This is a genomic window from [Eubacterium] eligens ATCC 27750 (assembly GCF_000146185.1).
GTDB lineage: Bacteria > Bacillota > Clostridia > Lachnospirales > Lachnospiraceae > Lachnospira > Lachnospira eligens.
Genome location: NC_012778.1, coordinates 1,459,175 through 1,484,062, shown reverse-complemented (window position 1 = coordinate 1,484,062; position 24,888 = coordinate 1,459,175). Strand labels below are relative to the sequence as shown.

Here is a 24,888-nt window from a genome sequence, read left to right as displayed (position 1 = left end):
ATATAGAAATGGAGAAATGATATGTTTGATAAAGTTACTTTAAAGTTAAATGTGGATCCGCTCATTCTTGGAGCACTTAAAGAAGATATTACAAGTGAGGATGTGTCAACTAACAGTGTTATGCCAGAACCAAAACTTGGAGAAGTCGAGCTTATATGCAAGCAGGACGGAATAATATGTGGCTTGCAGGTATTTGCAAGAACATTTGAACTGCTTGATGAAGATGTAGAGATTACATTTTTTGCAAAAGACGGGGATGAGGTTAAGAAAGGTCAGAAGATGGCAGTTGTAAGAGGAGATATAAGAGTTCTTCTGTGTGGAGAAAGAACAGCACTTAATTATCTCCAGAGAATGAGTGGAATTGCGACATATACTAATGGTGTTGCGAAGCTGCTTGCAGGAACTAAGACAAAGCTTCTTGATACAAGAAAGACATCACCTAATAACCGTATATTTGAGAAGTATGCTGTCAGAATCGGAGGTGGTAATAACCACAGATATAATCTTACAGACGGAGTACTCCTTAAGGATAACCATATAGGTGCTGCAGGCGGAGTTAAGCAGGCAGTTACAATGGCTAAGGAATATGCACCATTTGTAAGAAAGATAGAAGTTGAAGTTGAGAACCTTTCAATGGTGCGTGAAGCTGTTGAGGCAGGCGCTGATATTATTATGCTTGATAATATGAGTCATGAGGATATGCGAGAGGCTATGAATATAATTGGTGGAAAAGCTTTAGTTGAAGTTTCTGGAAATGTAACTAAAGAAAACATTGCAAAAATTACTGACCTTGGTGTAGACTTTGTATCAAGTGGTGCACTTACACATTCTGCACCAATTATGGACATTTCATTAAAAAATCTTCATCCTGTACAGGAGTAATCATTGTCGGGGTGAACCGGGGAGTTGTAGCAATGAATGGAGAAGAGAGAAGAAATCAGATAGTAGATATATTAAAACATTCGTCAAGTCCTGTGCCGGGTACACAGCTTGCACAGATATTAGATGTAAGCAGGCAGGTTATAGTGCAGGATATAGCGCTTATCCGCGCGAAGAATATAGATGTTTTCTCAACTAACAGAGGCTATGTGCTTAATGATAAGCAGGAGTACAGCCGTATACTTAAGGTTAAACATGGAGATGATGAGGTGGAAGCAGAACTCGGAGCAATAGTTGACATGGGTGGCTGGATAAGAGATGTTTTCGTATATCACAAGGTATATGGTGTTATAAGAGCGGAGATGAATATACATTCAAGGCGTGATATCAGGAAATATCTTGAGGAAATTGCAAATGGAAAGAGCAGCCTATTGATGAATGTGACATCAGGATATCATTATCATACAATTGTTGCGGATGACGAACAGACACTGGATTTAATTCAGGAGGAGCTTGGAAAACTTGGATTTCTTGCAAAATTGCAGGAGTATGAGCCAGTGGATTTCTGGCATAAAGGGTGAATATGGACTTAACAATTTACACACTTACACATAAATATTTTACAAAGCCTGATGATAATATGTATGTGCCGCTTCAGGTAGGTACAGCCATTAATTCACCACTGGGGTATCTTCGGGACGATACAGGAGATAATATATCGGCTCTTAACGGTTATTACAGTGAACTTACAGGATTATACTGGATATGGAAAAATGTGCATGATATTAATTATGTTGGAACATGCCATTACAGAAGATATCTTATTGATGAGAACGAGCATATTATGAATGAAAAGCAGTATGAGCAGATTTTTAAGGAGTACGAACTTGTTACAACCAAGAGAGTCGTTCTTAATAATTCATATCATTACGGATTTTCTGCTAATCATAATGTAACTGCGCTTGACATGACAGGTGAAGTTATTAAGGAATTATATCCCGAGTATTATGATACATTTATACAGCTTGTTAATGGCAATGAGACATATTTTGGAAATATGATAGTCACTTCTAAAGAGCTTTTTGATAAATATGCTGAGTGGCTGTTTACCATATTTTTTGAGGTTCAGAAACGCATTGATATGGAGACTGATAAGGATTCATACCACAGGCGTGTGTTTGGCTTTATATCTGAATTCTTATTGCTTGTGTGGGTGAGAGTAAACAATATCAAGGTAAAGGAATGCAAGGTTGGAATGGTTGGCGAAAAAGCCGAAACAAGGGAGCTGAAAGCAGTTTTGTCGTCTTATCTTGCAAAAGAGGATACAAAGGGTGCTATGCAGTACTTTATGGACTTTTACAATAAAAGACCTGATGTTCTCATGGAGGCGTCTGATGTAACCGGTGAATTGCATCTTATGTTACAGATAACAGCAGTTATGGACATGCAGATAAAGCGTGAGGGTGGCAGTTTTTACAAAAGCAATCCGGATGTCCGTAAATGGTTTGGGGTATTTTCGGGTATAAACAGGAAAACACAGCTCGAATTAAAAGGACAACTTACAGAAGACTGGAAGGAAATGTATAGAGAAATGGGGATTCCTGAGGAAGCATTTGTGGTAGCACGGAAGTTGTATGGTAACAAATAAAAAAGGAAATAATGTCTTTAGGTTTCAGGGTTAATAATGTAATATATCCGAAAAGTTCAGGTAAAATATGGGGTAAATATAAAAAATGTTATTGACACCAGCAGACAGTTATATTATATTTTAAAGGTATTTTGGATATAAAAAGATATCGCAAATACAGACCACATGTTTACATGTTAAGCCTTGCGGACGGGCGGGTCGGTTGCCGAGTGTGACGAGGGCACACATTATTGATTGAGTTAGAAGCTCAAATTTTATAAGTTGATTTTAAAATTATCATGCGAGAGAGCATATCATCTTGTGAAACGGTCAATAAGAGCGGTAACAGTGACTTACTTGGATAAACTCTGAAAGGTCAGATTTTCTGTATTTGGCAATACAGTAATCAAAAAGAAGATAGAATATGATTATACAGGCGTGATTGATTTTAAATCAATCACGCCTTTTTGCGCGAGCAGCGATGAGAATAGAAGTGAAAAATCACAATCATGCTTGCATGAATTGGGATTTCTTCACGGATATTCGAGGAGCGCCGCGACAATGACAGAGCGAAGCTCTGGAATAAAGCTGCGAGCGCGAGCAGCGATGAGAACAGGGGGAGATTATGGACTTAAAAAGACAGGCGAGTGCGCCGCTTTACGAAGCAATTGAGAAATTCAGAAAGAAAAGAATTGTTCCGTTTGATGTTCCGGGACATAAGAGAGGAAGAGGCAACCCAGAACTGGTAGATTTACTTGGAGAAAGATGTGTTGGAATAGATGTTAATTCAATGAAGCCACTTGATAACCTGTGCCACCCTGTTTCTGTTATTAAGGAGGCAGAGGAGCTCACAGCAGAGGCATTTGGGGCAGAACACGCATTTTTCATGGTAGGAGGAACTACGCAGGCAGTACAGAACATGGTGTTATCTGTATGTAAGGCTGGAGATGAGATTATCGTTCCAAGAAATGTGCATAAAAGCGTAATTAATGCATTGATTCTGTGTGGTGCGATTCCTGTTTATCTTAATACAGAAATTAATGCAAAGCTTGGAATAGTGCTTGGAGTAACTGTGCAGCAGGTTGAAAAGACAATACAGGAGCATCCGAATGCGGTGGCGGTTTTGGTGAATAATCCTACATATTATGGAATCTGTTCAGACATTAAAGGAATATGTGATATAGCACATTCATATGGACTTAAGGTGCTTGCCGATGAGGCACATGGAACGCATCTGTATTTTGGTGACAACCTTCCTATGAATTCAATGAAAGCAGGAGCAGACCTTGCAGCAATATCAATGCATAAGTCAGGCGGTTCGCTTACGCAGAGTTCGATCCTTCTTACCAATAATGGTATGAATGCTGATTATGTACAGACAATTATTAATATTACGCAGACAACGAGCGCGTCATATCTTCTTATGACAAGCCTTGATATATCAAGAAGAAATCTTGCCCTGCGCGGCAGACAGTCATTTGCAAAGGTGAGCGAGTGGGCACAGTATGCAAGAGATGAGATTAATATGGTAGGGGGTTATTATGCATACGGAAAAGAACTGATTAATGGTGGAACAGTCTATGATTATGATGTTACCAAGCTTTGTGTTTATACAAGGGATATCGGACTTGATGGAATTGAGGTGTATGATATCTTAAGAGATGAGTATGATATCCAGATAGAATTCGGCGACATTGGAAATATAATGGCGTACATATCAATTGGTGACAGAATACAGGATATAGAAAGACTTGTCGGAGCATTGGCTGAAATCAGCCGTCTGTATTCAAAAGAAGAAAAACGCTTTGAAGTAGACAGACAAATGCTGCTTCCAAGGGTACTTGCTTCACCACAGGAAGCCTTCTATGCCGATAAGATTAAAGTTCCAATCCGTGAGGCAGCAGGACATATATCAGGGGAGTTCGTAATGGCATATCCGCCAGGAATTCCTATACTTGCGCCGGGTGAAGAAATCACAGACGAGATAATAGACTATATTCAGTATTCAGTAGAGAAGGGCTGTTCAATGCAGGGAATGGAAGATTCAACATTGCAGACACTGAATGTATTAAGAATGTAAATGTCCGATTTGTTCAATCGGTCAAATATAGAAGGGAGAAAGTTTCTATGGAATTTTGGTTTTCAGAACTTCATTCACCACATGTGAAGTTTGATATCAGGGTTGAAAAACAACTGTTTTCTGGAGAGAGCGACTATCAGAGAATAGATGTATTTCAGTCGCCAGAGTTCGGAAAATTCCTGACACTTAATGGAAGTGTTATATTTTCAGAACAGGATTGTTTCATCTATAACGAGATGGTGGTGCATGTGCCAATGTCAGTCCATCCAGATGTTAAAAATGTATTGATAATCGGTGGCGGTGACGGAGGTGTATCAAAGGAACTGTTGCAGTATGACAATATCGAAAATATTGACATAGTTGAACAGGACAACATGTTTGTTGATGTGTGCAGGGAGTATTTTCCAGAGACGGCATCAGGATTAGAAGATGAGAGAGTGCACATTTATAATTCAGATGCATTAAGGTTCTTACGCTCCAAGCAGGATATGTATGACCTTATAATTAATGACGCAACAGACCCGTTTGGTGCGAGTGAGGGACTGTTTACAAGGGAATTCTATGGTAACTGTTATAAGGCACTTAAGGAGGATGGAATACTTGTGTACCAGCATGGAAGTCCTTTCTATGATGAAGATGAGGATGCATGCAGAAGCATGCACAGGAAGGTGTTCCACACATTTCCAATAAGCCGCGTGTATCAGGCACATATACCAACAAGTCCGTCAGGATACTGGCTGTTTGGATTTGCGTCAAAGAAATATCATCCGCTTAAGGATTTCAAGCCGGCAGAGTGGAAGAGAAGAAATATACATACAGAATATTACACAACTAATCTTCATACAGGTGCATTCATGCTGCCAAAGTATGTTGAAGAATTATTAGAACAGGAGGAAGAAAGATGAGCAGAGTATTAGTAATTGGTTGCGGAGGAGTTGCTTCAGTAGCAATCCACAAGATATGTCAGGTGAGCGAGGTGTTTTCAGACCTGTGCATAGCGAGCAGAACAGTGAGCAAATGTGACAAATTAGCAGACGAATTGAAGGGTAAGACAAGTACTAACATCACAACAGCAAAGGTTGATGCTGACAACACAGATGAGGTTATTGCGCTTATCAATGAATTCAAGCCGGATGTAGTTCTTAATGTGGCACTTCCATATCAGGACCTTACGATTATGGATGCCTGCCTTGCATGTAAAGTTCCTTATGTTGATACTGCTAATTACGAGTGTGAGGATACAGACAATCCTGAGTGGAGAAAGGTATATGAGGAGAGATGCAAGCGTCTTGGATTTACAGCATATTTTGACTACTCATGGCAGTGGGCTTACAGAGAAAAATATAAAGAAGCCGGAATTACAGCACTTTTAGGAACTGGTTTTGACCCGGGTGTAACAAGCGTATTCACAGCTTATGCACAGAAACACTATTTTGATGAGATACATACAATTGATATATTAGACTGCAACGGCGGCGACCATGGATATCCGTTTGCAACTAACTTTAACCCGGAGATTAATCTTCGTGAGGTATCAGCACCAGGCTCATACTGGGAGGATGGTCACTGGGTTGAGATTCCTGCTATGTCAATAAAGAGAGAGTATAATTTTGAGGGAGTAGGAATGAAGGATATGTACCTGCTTCACCATGAGGAAATAGAGGCACTTGCTGCTAATATTCCGCATGTTAAGAGAATACGTTTCTTCATGACATTTGGACAGAGCTATCTTACACATATGAAATGCCTTGAGAATGTCGGAATGTTAAGAACTGACCCGGTTGAATTCAACGGACAGGAGATAGTTCCAATCCAGTTCTTAAAGGCACTTCTTCCAGACCCTGCTTCACTTGGACCAAGAACAGTAGGTAAGACTAATATCGGCTGTATCTTCACAGGTATCAAAGACGGCAAGGAGAAGAAGGTATATATTTACAATGTGTGTGACCATCAGGAATGTTACCGTGAGGTAGGTTCACAGGCTATTTCGTACACAACAGGCGTACCTGCTATGATTGGTACAATGCTTGTTGCAAAGGGACTCTGGAATAAGCCGGGAGTATTCACAACAGATGAATTTGATCCGGATCCATACATGGATGCGCTTAATAAGTACGGTCTTCCATGGGTTGTCGATGAAAATCCTGTTTTAGTAGACTAAAAAGAGAGGTTAATTATGAGATTTGATGAGTTAAAGACACCGGCATATGTAATAGATGAAAAAATGCTTATTCATAATCTTGAGATACTTCATAAAGTAGAAGAAGATACCGGCTGCCACATACTGCTGGCGCAGAAAGCATTTTCAGCATATGCAGAATATCCGCTGATTGGAAAATATATAAGCGGAACTACGGCAAGTGGAATATATGAAGCCAGACTTGGTGCTGAGTGTATGGGAAAAGAAAATCATGTATTTGCACCGGCATTTACTGATGAGGATATGGATGAGCTTGTAAATATATGTGACCATGTTGTCTTTAACTCAGTTTCACAGTTAAAGAAGCATAAAGCCAGATGTATTGAGGCTGGAGTAAGCTTTGGACTTCGAGTTAATCCAGAGTTTTCTACACAGGGTGACCATGCAATATATGACCCATGCGCGCCGGGCAGCAGACTTGGAGTTACACTTAAGAACCTGAAAGCTGCACTTGAGGAAGAACCTGATGTGTTATCAGGTATGGAAGGAATACATTTTCATACATTATGTGAGCAGAATTCAGATGACTTAGAGGCAACATTAAAGGCTGTTGAAGAGAAATTCGGATTTCTCATGAAAGATATGAAGTGGGTTAATTTTGGCGGCGGACATCATATAACCCGTGAAGATTACGACATTGAAACTCTTGAAAAATGTATCAGTCATGTAAAAAAGAAATATGATGTGCAGGTGTATGTTGAACCGGGGGAAGCTGTTGCACTTAATGCAGGATATCTTGTGACTACAGTGCTTGATAAGGTTGAAAATGGAATAACAACTCTTATACTTGATGCATCTGCAGCGTGTCATATGCCAGATGTACTGGAAATGCCATATACACCACCTCTTCGTGGTGGATTGAAAATATCGGACATGGAAGATGAGTATGGAATTGATAAGGACATAGAGATTGATTTTGATATGGACGTAAAAGAAGGTATATGGAAACCGGCGAAGAATGGAAGATACAGATACAGACTGTCATCTTATACATGTCTTGCAGGAGATATCATAGGTGATTATCAATTCGGCAGGGAAATCAATGTCGGGGACAGACTCGTATTTGAAGATATGGCTATATATTCAATGGTTAAGAACAATACATTTAACGGAATCCAGCTGCCGGATATTGTAATTATGGATAGTGATGGAGAATGTAAGGTATGGAAGCATTTTGGCTATGAAGATTTCAAAGGGAGATTATAGATATGGATTATATTAACAGTACTCCGGCAGCAGATGGTTTTCGCATGCCTGCTGAATTTGAAAGACATCAGGGCTGCATTATGATATGGCCGGAAAGACCGGGTTCCTGGGCTTATGGAGCAAAGGCGGCTAAGAAAGCATTTGCACAGATAGCGTCTGTAATCAGTGAAAGCGAGCAGGTATACATGATTGTATCAGAAGGTAGAAAAGAGGAAGCAGCAAAGATGCTCCCGGAAACGGTCAGACTTGTAGTCATGGATACAGACGATGCATGGGCAAGAGATACAGGTCCTACATTCGTTGTGAGTGGAAATGTGGATACACCATATGAAGCGCGTGATTTGCGTGGAATTAACTGGGAATTTAATGCGTGGGGCGGAACATATGACGGACTGTACGCGGCCTGGGACAATGACAACCTTGTAGCCGGACAGTTTATGTCTTATCTTGGCTGTCAGGGATATAATGCAGCACCATTTGTTCTTGAAGGTGGTTCAATACATACAGATGGCGAAGGAACAATGCTTGTTACTGAAAGCTGTCTGTTGAGTAAGGGAAGAAATCCACAGCTTAGCAGGGAACAGATTGAGAATAAATTAAAACAGTACTGCAATGTAAGCAAGATAATCTGGCTTCCATGTGGAATATACAACGATGAGACTAACGAGCATGTGGATAATGTGTGTGCATTCACAGCACCAGGAGAAGTTGTGCTTGCGTGGACGGATGATGAGAATGACCCGCAGTACGAGATGAGCAAGGCTTGTCTTTCTGTTCTTGAAAATGTAACTGATGCCAAAGGAAGACACATTAAAGTAAGAAAAATGCTTATTCCTAAGAAACCTGTGTGCATAACTGAGGAAGAACTTAATGGCTTTGAATTTGAGGAAGGCGAGGACATGAGAGAAGCAGGCGAGCGTCTTGCTGCGTCTTATGTTAATTTCTATATTGCCAATGACTCAGTTATAGTGCCGCAATTTGATGACGAGGCGGACAGCCTTGCAATAAATGTGCTTAAAGAAGCATTTCCAGACAGAAAGATAGTTGGGATATATGCGCGAGATATAATAGTCGGTGGAGGTAATATCCACTGTATTACACAACAGATTCCGGAGGTAAAATAGTGTGAGAAATGTAAAGTATGCAGGCATACAGATGCAGTGTTCACGGTCGGTAGAAGAGAACATTGCAAAGGCTGATAAGATGGTTCGTGAAGCGGCAGCTAACGGTGCACAGATAATACTGCTTCCTGAGCTTTTTGAAAGACAGTATTTCTGTCAGGAGAGAAATTATGATTATTACGCATTTGCAACACCTGTTGATGAGAATCCGGCTGTGAAGCATTTTCAGAAGCTGGCAGCCGAACTTAAAGTTGTGCTTCCAATAAGCTTTTATGAAAGAGATATAAATGTGTTCTATAACACTGTTGCAGTTATTGACGCAGATGGAAGTGTTCTTGGAATATACAGAAAAACACATATTCCTGATGACCATTATTATCAGGAAAAGTTCTATTTCACACCGGGAGATACAGGTTTTAAGGTGTGGGATACAAGATATGCGAGAATTGGAGTAGGAATATGCTGGGATCAGTGGTTTCCAGAGACAGCCAGAGGAATGGCGGTACAGGGAGCAGAAATCCTTTTCTATCCGACAGCGATTGGCTCAGAGCCGATTCTTGAGGTTGACAGCATGCCGCACTGGAGAAGATGTATGCAGGGACATTCAGCGTGCAATATAGTTCCTGTAGTAGCTGCCAACCGTATTGGTGAGGAGAAGGTTACACCATCTGAAGCTAATGGTTATCAGGAATCATCACTTTTATTCTATGGTTCTTCATTTGTAACAGATGCAACAGGCGAGATAGTGACACAGGCATCAAGAGACAAGGAAGAAATTGTCTATGGGGAATCCGACCTTGACGCAGATGCCGACCTTCGCGTGAGCTGGGGCCTGTTCAGGGACAGAAGACCAGAAATCTATAAAGGTATCAGATAAAATAAGCCAGTTAATCTTAATTGCTAGATTAACTGGCTTTAATATTATTAGTATGGTGTTAGTTCTCATTAGCGATAGCAGCTTCTGCTCTTTCTAAATCCTCTTTAGTGTACCTGGTTAATATCTGTTCTTTGGTTATGCCGAATTCTAGCATGGAGATGATAGAGTTGACTTTTTCGGAATCGATACCTTCTTTCATACCTTTGCTTTCACATTCAGCCTGAAATCGTTTCATTGCTTCACACATATTGACAGTCCCTCCTTGTTCAGTATCTGTACATAAGTCCATAAGCTTTGGAACTGAGGTTATGTTACATATCAGTTCCATTACATCAATATCTACATTGCGGGATTCATATTCACGATATATTGAATCGAAATCATCATTATATATGTTCCTTATAATATTAAACACATCTCTTACATCTTCATTATAAAATGTATATTTATCAGAATCAAGTATCTGAACCAGATTTAACTTATAGTCGGAGAAGTAAGCCTTGATATTATCAGGCATGGAAATCATCATGTCAGACAGGCAGGTAGGACCATCCCATAACGACTCACCATAGTAAAGAACGAGCGTTATTATAGGGTGGAAACGGTCAGACTTGTTAATTCCAGAAAGAAATTCTTCATGAGAACTGAAAGAATCTTTATTCAGCTTATGATGTTTTTTGATATCATTATATTCTTTTATGTAGCCGAGTGCATCATAAGTCATAGTTCTTAGAGGCATGGCATAATGGGTCTTGTCTTGAATCTCAAGACCAAGAATATTGAACTCAACGCCATCAGACATCTTCTTTACTACATCTCTGTTTCTGGTAATAGATTCATTGTAACTTTTGGAATGAATTGTAGCAGAGACATCAGTGTCCATTTCTGTAAGTTTGTCAGGTTTAAGCACCTGTTTACCATTAAAGACAGTAGCATTGAAAAGATCTGCAAAATGTTCATTATCACGCCAGAAAGTCTTAAGGGAGACATCTTTCTGGTGAGTAGTGCGGTTGCTATTATTCATATGTCGCCTTTCTTAAATGTTTCATATGTGAGATATAGTTAAAATATAAAATGATGCACCAATGTGTAATATATAATAACAATACAGAGAGAATATGTCAATATAATCTATAAAATATATTTAAAGAATAATATTGACGGATATATAAGAAGTTAATATAATAAAATTAATTTCTACTTTTAGGTAGATTAAAGTGATTTGTTAAAAGGTAACGCATAGGAAGCGTTATTTTTTTAAATATAATCGAGTATATATTACATCACTTTATAAAAATTGAACATAGTAAAGGAGGATATTTATATGAATGGAAATCGTAGCATAGTTTACAGAGAGTTTGTGGGGGTTATACCAGTAGCAAAGACACTAAGGAATGAATTAAGACCTGTTGGGCATACACAGGAGCATATAATACAGAATGGACTTATCCAGGAAGATGAGTTAAGACAAGAGAAAAGCACAGAGTTAAAAAATATAATGGATGATTATTATAGAGAATATATAGATAAATCATTATCAGGTGTAACTGATCTAGATTTTACTCTGCTTTTTGAATTAATGAATTTGGTTCAGTCAAGTCCATCAAAAGATAATAAGAAAGCATTAGAAAAAGAGCAGAGCAAAATGAGAGAACAGATATGCACACATCTGCAATCAGATTCTAATTACAAAAATATATTTAACGCAAAGCTTTTGAAAGAGATACTGCCAGATTTTATTAAAAATTATAATCAATATGATGTTAAAGACAAAGCTGGCAAACTGGAAACATTAGCATTGTTTAATGGTTTTAGCACATATTTTACGGATTTTTTTGAAAAGAGAAAAAATGTATTTACTAAAGAGGCTGTTTCTACATCTATAGCTTATAGAATTGTGCATGAAAATTCTTTGATTTTTCTTGCTAATATGACATCATATAAGAAAATCTCAGAAAAGGCATTGGATGAAATAGAAGTAATTGAAAAAAATAATCAGGATAAAATGGGTGATTGGGAATTGAATCAGATATTTAATCCGGATTTTTATAACATGGTATTAATTCAGTCAGGAATAGACTTTTACAATGAAATATGTGGTGTGGTTAATGCACATATGAATCTTTATTGCCAGCAGACAAAGAATAATTACAATTTATTCAAAATGCGTAAGCTGCATAAGCAAATCCTTGCGTATACATCAACTTCATTTGAAGTACCTAAAATGTTTGAAGATGATATGAGCGTATATAATGCTGTTAATGCGTTTATTGATGAAACAGAAAAAGGCAATATAATTGGAAAACTGAAAGATATCGTTAATAAATATGATGAATTAGATGAGAAAAGAATATATATATCAAAAGATTTTTATGAGACATTATCATGTTTTATGAGTGGTAACTGGAATTTAATTACAGGTTGCGTTGAAAATTTTTATGATGAAAATATACATGCAAAAGGTAAGTCTAAAGAAGAAAAAGTTAAAAAAGCTGTAAAAGAAGATAAATATAAGAGTATTAATGATGTTAATGATTTAGTTGAGAAATATATAGATGAAAAAGAACGAAATGAATTTAAAAATTCTAATGCTAAGCAATATATAAGGGAAATTAGTAATATAATAACTGATACAGAAACAGCACATTTGGAATACGATGATCATATAAGTCTGATTGAGAGCGAAGAAAAAGCTGATGAAATGAAGAAAAGGCTTGATATGTATATGAACATGTATCATTGGGCAAAGGCATTTATTGTTGATGAAGTACTGGATAGAGATGAAATGTTTTATTCAGATATAGACGATATCTATAATATATTAGAAAATATAGTGCCATTATATAACAGGGTGAGAAATTATGTTACACAGAAACCATACAATTCTAAGAAAATAAAACTTAATTTTCAAAGTCCTACACTTGCTAATGGTTGGTCGCAGAGTAAAGAGTTTGATAATAATGCAATAATTTTAATAAGAGATAATAAGTATTATCTGGCAATTTTTAATGCTAAAAATAAACCCGATAAAAAGATTATACAGGGAAATTCTGATAAAAAGAACGATAATGATTATAAGAAGATGGTATATAATCTGTTGCCGGGGGCGAATAAAATGCTTCCTAAAGTGTTCTTATCAAAGAAAGGAATAGAAACATTTAAGCCATCTGATTATATAATTTCCGGTTATAATGCACACAAACATATTAAGACAAGTGAGAATTTTGATATCAGTTTTTGTAGGGATTTAATTGATTATTTTAAGAACAGCATAGAGAAACATGCGGAATGGAGAAAATATGAATTTAAATTCTCTGCAACTGATAGTTATAGCGATATAAGTGAATTCTACCGTGAAGTTGAAATGCAGGGGTATAGAATTGACTGGACTTATATAAGTGAAGCTGATATTAATAAGCTTGATGAGGAAGGCAAGATATATTTATTTCAGATTTATAATAAGGACTTCGCAGAGAACAGTACAGGAAAAGAAAATCTTCACACTATGTATTTCAAGAACATTTTTAGTGAAGAAAATCTTAAGGATATCATTATTAAATTAAATGGACAGGCTGAATTGTTTTACAGAAGGGCAAGCGTAAAAAATCCAGTTAAGCATAAAAAAGATTCTGTATTAGTTAATAAGACATATAAAAATCAGCTTGATAATGGTGATGTTGTAAGAATACCGATTCCAGATGATATATATAATGAAATTTATAAAATGTATAATGGATATATTAAAGAAAGTGACTTGTCAGAAGCTGCAAAGGAATATCTTGATAAAGTAGAGGTCAGGACTGCCCAAAAGGATATTGTTAAAGATTACAGATATACAGTTGATAAATATTTTATACATACGCCAATTACTATTAACTATAAAGTGACAGCACGAAATAATGTAAATGATATGGTTGTAAAATATATAGCACAAAATGATGATATACATGTTATTGGAATTGACAGGGGTGAGCGTAATCTTATATATATTTCTGTTATAGATTCTCATGGAAATATAGTTAAACAGAAAAGTTATAATATATTGAATAATTATGATTATAAGAAGAAGCTGGTTGAGAAGGAAAAGACCAGAGAATATGCGAGAAAGAACTGGAAATCTATAGGAAATATTAAAGAGTTGAAAGAAGGATATATTTCGGGGGTAGTTCATGAGATAGCAATGCTTATAGTTGAGTATAATGCAATAATTGCTATGGAAGATTTGAATTATGGATTTAAGCGAGGTCGTTTTAAAGTTGAACGACAGGTATACCAGAAGTTCGAGAGTATGCTTATTAATAAGCTGAATTATTTTGCTTCTAAAGAAAAATCTGTAGATGAACCAGGGGGACTGTTAAAAGGATATCAATTGACATATGTACCAGATAATATAAAAAATCTTGGGAAACAATGTGGAGTAATATTTTATGTACCTGCTGCATTTACATCAAAAATAGATCCGTCAACCGGATTTATCAGTGCATTTAATTTTAAGAGCATTTCAACAAATGCTTCAAGAAAACAGTTCTTTATGCAATTTGATGAAATAAGATATTGTGCCGAAAAAGACATGTTCAGTTTCGGATTTGATTATAATAATTTTGATACCTACAACATTACCATGGGTAAGACACAATGGACAGTATATACCAATGGTGAGAGACTGCAGAGTGAATTCAACAATGCAAGGAGAACAGGCAAAACAAAATCAATAAATCTTACAGAAACAATAAAATTATTATTAGAAGATAATGAAATTAATTATGCTGATGGACATGATATAAGGATAGATATGGAGAAGATGGATGAAGATAAAAAGTCTGAATTCTTTGCACAACTGTTATCTTTATATAAACTTACAGTTCAGATGAGAAACAGTTATACTGAAGCCGAGGAACAGGAGAATGGAATAAGTTACGATAAAATAATATCACCTGTAATCAATGATGAAGGAGAATTTTTTGACTCAGATAATTATAAAGAATCAGATGATAAAGAATGCAAGATGCCAAAAGATGCAGATGCAAATGGTGCATATTGTATAGCGCTTAAGGGATTATATGAGGTGTTAAAGATAAAGTCTGAGTGGACAGAAGATGGTTTTGACAGGAACTGCCTGAAATTACCTCATGCTGAATGGTTGGATTTTATACAGAATAAAAGGTATGAATAATGGATGATATCATAATTATTTCTAACTTAAATGATTTTATATTTTGTCCGGCTTCTATATATTTTCATAAGTTATATGGAAGTCAGGACAATCTTACATACCATGCTGTTTAATATTGTGGATGCCATATTGCAGGTTTATGGATTTGACACATATTACGGGGTATTTCATAAATGCTTTTACATGAGAAAATCATTGGTTTGTGACTTGATGGAACCAATAAGACCGGTTGTTGATTATCAGGTAAGAAAATCAATAAATCTTGGACAATGTAAAGAAAATGATTTCGAAGTTATTAATAATAGATGGTGCTTAAAATTTAAGAACAATTTTTGCAAAATATTTGTCTAAATTCGGTCACAGGATACAGTATTCGGTTTTTGAAATTGACAATAGCACTAGAATATTAGATAATATAATCAGTGATTTGAAGAATAAGTATGAGAAGAGATTTAGTCAGGAAGACAGTGTTATGATCTTTAAATTATCTTCAAGTTGTGAAGTACTAAGGTTTGGATATGCAAAAAATGATGAAAAAGATTTTATTATTATTACATAATGCAAACATGGGCTTTGATAAATTATTATTTAAAGGTTATTCAATAAAATATGAAAAAATACACAAATAAATTGTTTTTTAAGGTTATATGCTTAATAATTTGTTTAATTTGACGAATTAAGAGTTTGAATAACCTTAAATAATTTCTACTTTGTAGATTGATACTTAGTGTCTGGTACTGGCTCAGTTTGAATAACCTTAAATAATTTCTACTTTGTAGATCACCCGATAATTATATAATAGTTGTGTTTGAATAACCTTAAATAATTTCTACTTTGTAGATAGTAATTGGTTACTGCCCTTGCTACAGGTTTGAATAACCTTAAATAATTTCTACTTTGTAGATATATCCAAGTAATTTTCTCATTGGTTTATGTTTGAATAACCTTAAATAATTTCTACTTTGTAGATTTTACTTGTGTTGTTACTTTATAATTTGTTTGAATAACCTTAAATAATTTCTACTTTGTAGATTTCCATGATCAATACAATATGTGTTAGTTTGAATAGCCTTAAATAATTTCTACTTTGTAGATATTGCTCTGGCCGTATCTTCTGCCATGTTTGAATAACCTTAAATAATTTCTACTTTGTAGATGGATATGGCATTTCCTAGCACAGATAAGTTTGAATAATCTTAAATAATTTCTACTTTGTAGATGACAAGTATTTTCTTGCAGTTTTTAACGCAAAAAGTAAGCCTGATAAAAAGATAATTTAGGGCAGTGGGGATAGAAAGAGTGATGCTGATTATAAGAAAATGGTATGCAATCTGCTTCCTGGACCTAATAAAATGCTGCCTAAGGTATTCTTTTCAAAAAAGGCATAAAAACATTTAAACCATCAGAGTATATAATTTCAGGTTACTATTGTAGATGTTAATCTTGCAAGCCTTATGGGCGTGTTGAATAACCTTTAATAATTTCTATACCAACACCTACTATAACTGCATTTTACGCATGATTAGTAGGTGTTTTTTCTGCTTTTCAAGCAATTCGCAACGAAAAATCCAAGAAATAACCTACTATTTAATGGAACTTGAGTCATTTAGTATGTTTTTTAGAATATAAAACTCTTTTTTAGTGCAAAAATGACCTACGAAATTATGATGATAAGGCAATCTAGTAGGTTATTGAATAATCATGTGGTGAGTGAGCTAAGCTTAAGTGCGATATTTAACATTATTTAAGTTACAACCAGTAAGCTTGGAAATAAAACGGTTACAAAACGGATATTTATTTACTATATTTTGGTTGACTAATGGATATACAACTCTTATAATGAGTATAGAAATTATATTTAATCATGTACGGATACTCATGTTTTGATTGGAGAGGGTTATATGACAATTAATGAGATGAAAGAGAAGAAGAAGGAAAAAGGATATTCATATGCCAAGATAGCTGAATTGTCTGGGGTGCCTCTGGGAACAGTGCAGAAGATTTTTTCTGGGGAAACAGAGAGTCCGCGATATGATACTCTTACAGCACTGGAACAGGTTTTTAATGAACAGTTGGAAGTAAGGGAGCCGGGTGGATTATATAAGGCAAGAAAGAATGGTGAATACACTATTGATGATTACAGGGCACTGCCTGATGAACAGAGAGTGGAGCTGATTGACGGATACTTTTACGATATGGCTTCGCCTACTTTCGGACATCAGTCGATTGGTGGAGAGATTCACAGGCAGATTGCTAATTATATTATGGAACTTGGTGGAAACTGTCGTCCATTTATAGCACCTGTAGATGTACAGCTTGATTGTGATGAGAGGACTATGGTTCAGCCGGACGTAGGAATAGTATGCGATATATCTAAGATTAAGAGATTTGGTATATATGGTGCACCGGATTTTGTTGTGGAGGTCGTTTCTTCGTCTACCAAGAAGAAGGATTATGCATTGAAGCTTTCCAAGTATATGGAGGCTGGAGTGCGTGAATACTGGATACTGGACTTTGCGCAGGAGAAGGTCCTTGTGTATTTCTTTGAGAGTGATGTGTATCCGGTGATATATGGATTTGATAAGCCGGTTCCGGTGAATATATATAATGGAGAACTTAAGATTGATTTTACTAATATTGCGAGATGGCTTAAAGAAGGTATGGAATAAAACTTGGAGAAAGGAAATGATATGGCACATAGTAATCCGATAACAATCGGCATGCTGGCACATGTTGATGCAGGAAAGACGACGCTGTCAGAGGCGATACTATATAGTGCGGGAAGCATAAGAAAATTAGGACGAGTTGATAATCAGGATACATTTCTTGATACAGGGGATATGGAGAGAGCAAGAGGAATCACCATATTCTCAAAGCAGGCGGCTTATAATTACAATGGAAGTTCATACACGCTGCTTGATACACCGGGACACGTTGATTTTTCGGCTGAGACAGAGAGAACGTTGTGGGTGCTTGACGCAGCGGTTCTTGTAATAAGCGGAATGGACGGAGTACAGGGACATACAGAGACTTTGTGGAGTCTGCTTAAAAGACTTGGAATTCCGGTATTTATATTTGTCAATAAGATGGACCAGCAGGGAACGAACAGGGCAAGAATTATGGAGCAGCTAAAGAACAGGCTGTCAGAGTCATGCGTGGATTTTAATAATATAGATTACGAAGAAGTTGCAATGTGCCATGAAGAGGCGCTTGAGCAGTTTCTTGAATCTGCACATGTTGATGATGCCCTTATGAGCCGCATGATTATGGAAAGAAAAATGTTTCCTGTATATTTTGGTTCGGCACTCAGAATGAACGGAGTTGAGGAACTTATAAATGGAATTGATACATATGTAAGCTGTCCTGATTACGGAGAAGAGTTCTCGGCAAAGGTGTATAAGATTACAAGAGATGACAGAGGAGAAAGACTTACACATCTTAAAGTATGCGGTGGTTCTTTAAAATCAAAAATGCTTATTGGCAATGAGAAGGTCAACCAGATAAGAGTCTATGCAGGAGATAAATTTACAAGCATTAATGAAGCAGTTGCCGGAACTGTCTGTGCTGTGACAGGACTTTCAGAGACTAAGGCAGGTCAGTTTATTGGAGCAGGCGGAGAGGATAATATACCTGTGCTTGAGCCGGTACTTAATTACAAGCTTAATCTTCCGGCAGGGACAGATCCGGTGGCACTTCTTTCAAAGCTTCGTACACTAGAGGAGGAAGAACCTGAGCTTCATGTTGAATGGGATGAGAACTTCAAAGAAATACATGTAAGCGTAATGGGTCCGGTGCTTATCGAGGTGCTGACCAATATTATCAGGACAAGATTTGGTGTAGATGTAACATTTGGTGAAGGAAGCATTGTATATAAAGAGACAATTAAGAATAAGGCATATGGAATCGGACATTTCGAGCCTTTAAGACATTATGCGGAGGTTCATCTGCTGCTTGAACCGGGAGAGCCGGGAAGCGGCATGAGATACGAATGTCATTGCAGTGAGGATATACTTGATAAGAACTGGCAGAGGCTTGTGTATACACATTTGTGTGAAAAAATGCATAGAGGAGTGCTTACAGGTTCTGAACTCACGGACATGAAGATTACGCTGGTTGCAGGAAGGGCGCATCCAAAGCATACGGAAGGCGGAGATTTCAGGCAGGCAACCTACAGAGCTGTAAGGCAGGGGCTTATGCAGGCAGAATCAGTATTGTTAGAGCCATTCTACGTATTTTCACTTGAGGTAAAGAGAGATTATGTCGGCAGGGCAATGACCGACTTCGAGAGAATGGGTGCAGCATTTAACATGCAGGAGGCTGATGGTGATAATGTTGTTATCACAGGTGAAGGTCCGGTTTCAGTGATTGGTAACTATCAGGCAGAGGTCAATGCCTATACAAAAGGAACAGGCAGGCTTGCACTTAAGATGGCAGGTTACAGACCATGCCATAATACAGAAGAGGTTATTGAAAAATTCGGCTATGAGCCTGAGCGTGATACAAGAAACCCGGTAGATTCAGTATTCTGTGCAGGCGGTTCGGGATATGTTGTGCCGTGGAATGAAGTAAGAGAGCATGCACATGTCGAGATAGCCGTGACGGATTCCGGGGTTGCCGGTGGACAGTCTGACAGGGAGGTTAAGCTGACTGCAAAGCAGGCTTCAAGAACAGTGTCTGACGAGTGGATTGGAACAGACGAGGTAGACAGAATCTTGAATGAAACATATTTTTCTAACAGCAGAGGAGATAACGAGAGAAGAAAGTTATCGAAAAGAAAAGCTGACACTGCAGTTGGAAGATATGTTACAGGCGGTAATGCAAATGTTAAGAATCATCCTAAAGCACCTGAATATAATCCGGCTAAGAAAAGCTTCCTTCTTGTTGATGGATATAATATAATACATGCATTTAAAGAACTTTCAGAGCTTGCACAGGTCAATCTTGACAGTGCAAGAGGCAGGCTGCTTGATATATTGTGTAATTATCAGGCAATGAAGGGTTGTGAACTGATTGCGGTATTTGACGCATACAGAGTTCCGGGACATGATGAGGAGTTTATAGATTTTCATAATATTCATGTTGTATTTACGAAGACAGCGGAAACTGCTGACCATTATATAGAAAAATTTGCACATGAGAATGGAAAGAAATATAATGTAACGGTGGCAACATCAGATGGCGTAGAACAGGTAATTATAAGAGGACAGGGATGCCTGCTTATATCTGCCAGAGAGTTCGAGAAAGAGATAGCTGCGATGGAAGAACACCTCCGCGAAAACTACCTTAATAAAACATATTGATGATAACACATATATTTAAAACGAGGTGACATACGATGAGTACATTATGGGTTGTTGGTGATTCAACATTAAGTTCTTTTGATGACAAATACTATTATCCAAGATATGGATACGGAACAAAGCTTGGCTGTTATCTTAACAGCATGGTGCAGGTTAATAATCTTGCACTTTCAGGAAGAAGCAGCTTAAGCTTTACTAAGGAAGAGAATTATAAGGAACTTCTTGCAGGCATGAAAGCAGGAGATTTTCTTATAATCGGATTCGGACATAATGATGAGAAAACAGAGACAGGAAGATATACAAGCCCGATAGGCGGCAGGGATAAGAAAGGCACATTTGCAGCATCATTATATGATAATTATATAAAGCCGGCACTTGATGTTTCATGTACACCAATACTGTGTACGCCTATTGTAAGAAGAACTGCAACAGGAGAGTGGACAAAGCAGGAGCTTCACATAACTGATGACGCTGCACAGTTTAAGGGAGGGGATTATTCACAGGCAGTCCGTGACCTTGCAAGAGACCTTGGAATCGTCTGTGTTGATATGACCGAAAAGACAAAGGCTTTATATGATGAGTTAGGACCAGAAGAGACAATTTATCTTCACGCATGGCCATCTAATAAAGAAGTAAGTGTTGACAATACACACACTAATATATGGGGCGGCAGGGTTAATGCGTTCCTTGTTATGCAGGAGCTTGAAAAGGCTGGAATATCAGGACTTTCAGAGAATATAGTTAATATAAGGGCAGATGAACCGCTTCCAGACAAGAACAGATATCTTGAAAAAAATGCTTCATACAAGCCGGTAGAGTTTAGCGATGAGCTTGCTGACAGCAAGAACTTTAAAGATGCATATGGATTCAAAGGCACAGTATTCGGGGATGTTACAACTCTGCCAACGGAATCTGATAATTATATACTTGAAGAAGTTCCAGGGGGAATACACATCGCGGTTAAGAATAATGATGGCAAGATATCTGCTGTTACAGACGGAATTGCAATGTACTATAAGAAGATTCCTGTAAATGTGAACTTTACCCTTAAGGCTAAGATGACAATTAATGATTATTTCTATAACAATCAGGTGTCATTTGGGCTTATGGTAAGAGATGACATGTATATTGATAAGAAAATGCCCGATGTACTTGGCGATTATGTAGCGGCAGCACCGCTTAACCTTACTTATAAAGACCAGGCATGGAGTTGTTTTGCAAGAAAGAACAGCGAGCTTATGCAGGGAAGCGTGACAGGAAGAGAGCTTAAGCCGGGTGATACCGTAGAAGTATGTATAAAGTCTAATCCGGACGGCTATGCAGTAAAATTAGGCGATGGAGAGTTCTTAACAGGCGGATTTGATTTTAAGCTGACAGCCGTAGACCCTAAGCATGTATACGCAGGATTCTTCGTTTCGAGAAATGCGGATGTTACATTTACGGATATAGAATATACAGAGAATTAATACAATTTTTATATATGATTGTATTTAATTTTACATAGGAAAATGTTACAATTACATCAGAAATATCGTGAAAAAATAGCGTTGACGCGGAAATGAGGCATATTATGAAACTAACATTTTTAGGCGCGGATCATGAGGTAACAGGAAGCTGTCATTTCTTACAGGCGGCAGGTCTTAATATTCTTGTAGACTGCGGTATGGAACAGGGTAATGATGTATATGAGAATCAGGAGCTTCCGGTTGTGGCATCTGATGTGGATTGCATATTGCTGACACACGCACACATTGACCATTCAGGTCTTATTCCACTTATGTATGTGAATGGATTCAGGGGGCAGGTGTATTCAACATCGGCTACAGCACAGTTATGTGAGATAATGTTAAGAGACAGCGCACATATCCAGATGTTTGAAGCTGAATGGAGAAACAGAAAGGCTGCAAGATCAGGTGGAAAGCTTAAGGAATTCGTTCCATTGTATGATATGGATGCAGCAGTTAATGTCTGCAAGCAGTTCGTAGGCTGTGAGTATGACAGGGTATATGATATTGCAGAAGGAATTAAGATAAGATTTACAGATGTAGGACATCTTCTTGGTTCAGCAAGTATTGAGGTATGGGCAACAGAGAAGACAGAGAATGGTGATGTAACAGAGAAGATTGTGTTTTCGGGTGATATAGGTAATATTAACAAGCCTATAATTAAAGACCCGAAGCATGTTACAGACGCTGATTATGTAGTCATGGAATCAACCTATGGTAACAGAAGCCACGGTGGAACTCCTAACTATGTTGAAGATTTAACGAATATATTCAAGAGAACATTTGAAAGAGGAGGTAATGTTGTTATTCCTTCATTCGCTGTCGGAAGGACACAGGAGCTTCTCTATATTATAAGAAAGATTAAAGAAGATAATCTTGTTGGCAGGGACTTTGATGTATATATGGACAGTCCGCTTGCAATTGAGGCAACTAACATATTTATTAAGAATGTTGAGAGCTGCTTTGATGATGAAGCAGTCGAGCTTGTAAGAAAGGGGATTAATCCGCTTTCATTTCCAGGACTTAAGTATGCAACTACGGGTGATGAATCAAAGCAGATTAACTTTGATCCTAATCCTAAGGTTATTATTTCTTCATCAGGTATGTGTGAAGCGGGAAGAATAAGACATCACCTGAAGCATAATTTGTGGAGACCAGAGTGTACAATTGTATTTGTCGGTTATCAGGCTGTTGGAACAACAGGCCGTATAATAGTTGATGGCGCAGAGGAGATTAAACTGTTTGGTGAACCGATACAGATAAAGGCAGAGATTGTACAGCTTAAGGGTTCAAGTGGTCATGCTGATAAAGATGGGCTTCTTTGTTGGATTAATGCATTTGACACAAAGCCTAAAAAGGTGTTTGTTGTGCATGGCGAAGACAGTGTGTGTGACGAGTTTACGGAATGCCTTAAAGAAGAATATGGTTATGATGCCATGGCACCATATACAGGCGGAAGTTATGATTTTATTGCAGACAGAGTTATCTCTGAAGGAGTTAAGGAAAGAAAGACTAGAAGAACGACGAGTACACAGCGTGGTAAAACTGTATTTGACAGACTTGTTGCTGCTGGAAAGCGTCTCATGACAGTTATTACACACAATGAGGGTGGTACGAATAAAGATCTGGCTAAGTTTACAGATCAGATTAATGCATTATGTGATAAATGGGACAGGTGATTATGATGAAGATGCTGTTTGTTTTTAATCCAAACTCAGGAAAAGCTCAGATTAAGAATCAGCTGATGAAGATAATACAGGTGTTTTCTAAGGCTGGATATGAGATTACTGTATATCCGACTAAGGCACCGCTTGATGGTTATCAGCACATTTTAGATAATGAAGGCAGGTATGATGTCATAACATGTAGTGGTGGAGATGGTACTCTTAATGAAACGGTTGCGGCTGTTCTTAAGTATAAAGGAGAGAAGCCGCCGATAGGGTATATTCCTAGTGGAACAACGAATGATTTTGCTGCGAGTCTGGGAATTCCAAGAAATATGACGAAGGCCGCTGTTAATATAGCAAAGGGTAAACGTTTTCCTTGTGATGTAGGAATTGTAAATGGAGAACGCTCATTTAATTATGTTGCTGCATTTGGGGCGTTTACAAGGGTTTCTTATGGAACTCCACAGAATCTTAAGAATATACTTGGACATCAGGCTTATGTAATTGAAGCAGTCAGAAGCTTATCAACTATTAAACCACAGTATATGCGTGTATATTCTGAGGAGATGAATGTTGAGGGCAATTTTGTATATGGAATGATAAGCAATACAGATTCAGTTGGTGGAATAAAGAATCTTACCGGCAATGATGTTAATCTGCAGGATGGATTATTTGAAGTTACCATGATAAGAGAGCTTAACAATCCTATAGCAGTCCAATCGCTTATTAATGCTTTTATAACTAAAGACCTAAGCAAATGTGACTGGGTATGTACATGGAAGACCGAGTCTGTAAGGTTTGAATCACCACAGCCTGTATCATGGACACTTGATGGTGAATATGGAGGAGAACATACAGAAATACAGTTTTCTGTTAAGGAGAAAGCAGTTGATTTCCTGATAGGAGGAGTACCTGTTAATAACTAATTGATAATCATTAATAATATAAAGTGATAAAACCTTGTAAATTAATATGCAGGGTTTTGTCACTTTATTTTTTTACTAATTTTATACGAATAGGTAAAAATGAGACACAATTTAGAAACAATTCAACTTTTATCTAAAAAACAGGCAGAGATTAAGCAAAAATCAGATTATAATAAATAATGTTAATATCTGTGTTTTAAGAGATAATATTGCAACAATTCTCTAAAATGTCTGATAATTATAATGAATAACACTAATAGTCATATTATCAGACAATTAGAACAAAAAAATATTTACAAAACCTATAAAACAGGAGTATATTATGTG

At 37.3% G+C, this 24,888-nt stretch carries 19 protein-coding genes; 17 read left to right on the top strand and 2 right to left on the bottom strand.

The window, feature by feature from the left end:
• Positions 1-21 precede the first annotated feature (21 nt).
• From nadC to aguB, 9 genes are all read left to right on the top strand, one after another.
• Positions 22-882: a carboxylating nicotinate-nucleotide diphosphorylase gene (gene nadC / locus EUBELI_RS06920; protein ID WP_012739657.1), complete on the top strand. Its 861-nt coding sequence runs from the start codon at positions 22-24 to the stop codon at positions 880-882.
• Between the two features lie 32 nt (positions 883-914).
• Positions 915-1,460, top strand: coding sequence for a transcription repressor NadR (locus tag EUBELI_RS06915; RefSeq protein WP_012739656.1), 546 nt, complete (start codon positions 915-917; stop codon positions 1,458-1,460).
• A 2-nt stretch (positions 1,461-1,462) separates the two neighbouring features.
• Complete coding sequence (locus tag EUBELI_RS06910; protein ID WP_012739655.1) at positions 1,463-2,527, top strand: DUF4422 domain-containing protein; 1,065 nt, start codon at positions 1,463-1,465, stop codon at positions 2,525-2,527.
• Between the two features lie 604 nt (positions 2,528-3,131).
• On the top strand, positions 3,132-4,586 hold the full coding sequence (locus tag EUBELI_RS06905) for an aminotransferase class I/II-fold pyridoxal phosphate-dependent enzyme (protein WP_012739654.1): 1,455 nt from the start codon (positions 3,132-3,134) through the stop codon (positions 4,584-4,586).
• A 47-nt stretch (positions 4,587-4,633) separates the two neighbouring features.
• Positions 4,634-5,491, top strand: a complete 858-nt coding sequence (gene speE, locus EUBELI_RS06900; protein WP_012739653.1) for a polyamine aminopropyltransferase — start codon at positions 4,634-4,636, stop codon at positions 5,489-5,491.
• On the top strand, positions 5,488-6,747 hold the full coding sequence (locus tag EUBELI_RS06895; protein ID WP_012739652.1) for a saccharopine dehydrogenase family protein: 1,260 nt from the start codon (positions 5,488-5,490) through the stop codon (positions 6,745-6,747). The genes speE and EUBELI_RS06895 overlap by 4 nt, the downstream gene beginning before the upstream one ends.
• A 15-nt stretch (positions 6,748-6,762) precedes the next feature.
• On the top strand, positions 6,763-7,992 hold the full coding sequence (nspC, locus tag EUBELI_RS06890; protein WP_012739651.1) for a carboxynorspermidine decarboxylase: 1,230 nt from the start codon (positions 6,763-6,765) through the stop codon (positions 7,990-7,992).
• A 2-nt stretch (positions 7,993-7,994) separates the two neighbouring features.
• Positions 7,995-9,116, top strand: a complete 1,122-nt coding sequence (aguA, locus tag EUBELI_RS06885; RefSeq protein WP_012739650.1) for an agmatine deiminase — start codon at positions 7,995-7,997, stop codon at positions 9,114-9,116.
• 1 nt (position 9,117) lies between these two features.
• Complete coding sequence (gene aguB / locus EUBELI_RS06880; protein WP_012739649.1) at positions 9,118-9,990, top strand: N-carbamoylputrescine amidase; 873 nt, start codon at positions 9,118-9,120, stop codon at positions 9,988-9,990.
• A gap of 58 nt (positions 9,991-10,048) precedes the next feature.
• Here the strand turns inward: aguB and EUBELI_RS06875 are convergent, their stop codons facing one another.
• Positions 10,049-11,014 (bottom strand): Rpn family recombination-promoting nuclease/putative transposase, encoded by a 966-nt coding sequence (locus tag EUBELI_RS06875; protein ID WP_012739648.1) that lies wholly within the window; start codon positions 11,012-11,014, stop codon positions 10,049-10,051.
• Between the two features lie 300 nt (positions 11,015-11,314).
• On the opposite strand from EUBELI_RS06875, the gene cas12a reads away from it, so the two are divergent.
• Genes cas12a through EUBELI_RS14965 form a run of 3 tightly spaced genes read left to right on the top strand, consistent with a single transcriptional unit; the run spans position 11,315 to position 15,722 of the window.
• Entirely contained in the window at positions 11,315-15,163 is a 3,849-nt protein-coding gene (gene cas12a / locus EUBELI_RS06870) for a type V CRISPR-associated protein Cas12a/Cpf1 (protein WP_012739647.1), read from the top strand.
• Positions 15,164-15,193: 30 nt separating this feature from the next.
• The gene (locus tag EUBELI_RS14970) at positions 15,194-15,514 is read left to right on the top strand and encodes a CRISPR-associated endonuclease Cas1 (RefSeq protein WP_081458298.1); all 321 of its coding nucleotides are present in this window, start codon (positions 15,194-15,196) and stop codon (positions 15,512-15,514) included.
• Entirely contained in the window at positions 15,492-15,722 is a 231-nt protein-coding gene (locus tag EUBELI_RS14965) for a CRISPR-associated endonuclease Cas2 (protein ID WP_081458297.1), read from the top strand. Before EUBELI_RS14970 ends, EUBELI_RS14965 begins: the two co-directional genes overlap by 23 nt.
• A gap of 221 nt (positions 15,723-15,943) precedes the next feature.
• Here the strand turns inward: EUBELI_RS14965 and EUBELI_RS14960 are convergent, their stop codons facing one another.
• Positions 15,944-16,081, bottom strand: a complete 138-nt coding sequence (locus EUBELI_RS14960; protein ID WP_408606597.1) for a group II intron reverse transcriptase/maturase — start codon at positions 16,079-16,081, stop codon at positions 15,944-15,946.
• Positions 16,082-17,064: 983 nt separating this feature from the next.
• Here EUBELI_RS14960 and EUBELI_RS06860 point away from each other — a divergent pair.
• The 5 genes from EUBELI_RS06860 (at position 17,065) to EUBELI_RS06840 (ending at position 24,561) form a co-directional block, all read left to right on the top strand.
• Positions 17,065-17,832, top strand: a complete 768-nt coding sequence (locus EUBELI_RS06860; RefSeq protein WP_012739644.1) for a Uma2 family endonuclease — start codon at positions 17,065-17,067, stop codon at positions 17,830-17,832.
• 21 nt (positions 17,833-17,853) lie between these two features.
• Entirely contained in the window at positions 17,854-20,463 is a 2,610-nt protein-coding gene (locus EUBELI_RS06855; protein ID WP_041688674.1) for a translation factor GTPase family protein, read from the top strand.
• Between the two features lie 35 nt (positions 20,464-20,498).
• Positions 20,499-21,929, top strand: a complete 1,431-nt coding sequence (locus EUBELI_RS06850) for an SGNH/GDSL hydrolase family protein (protein ID WP_012739642.1) — start codon at positions 20,499-20,501, stop codon at positions 21,927-21,929.
• A 104-nt stretch (positions 21,930-22,033) separates the two neighbouring features.
• Positions 22,034-23,647 carry an MBL fold metallo-hydrolase RNA specificity domain-containing protein gene (locus tag EUBELI_RS06845; protein ID WP_012739641.1) on the top strand — a complete coding sequence of 538 codons (1,614 nt, stop codon included), beginning with the start codon at positions 22,034-22,036 and terminating at the stop codon, positions 23,645-23,647.
• A gap of 2 nt (positions 23,648-23,649) precedes the next feature.
• Entirely contained in the window at positions 23,650-24,561 is a 912-nt protein-coding gene (locus EUBELI_RS06840) for a diacylglycerol/lipid kinase family protein (protein WP_041688169.1), read from the top strand.
• The last annotated feature ends 327 nt before the right edge of the window (positions 24,562-24,888 follow it).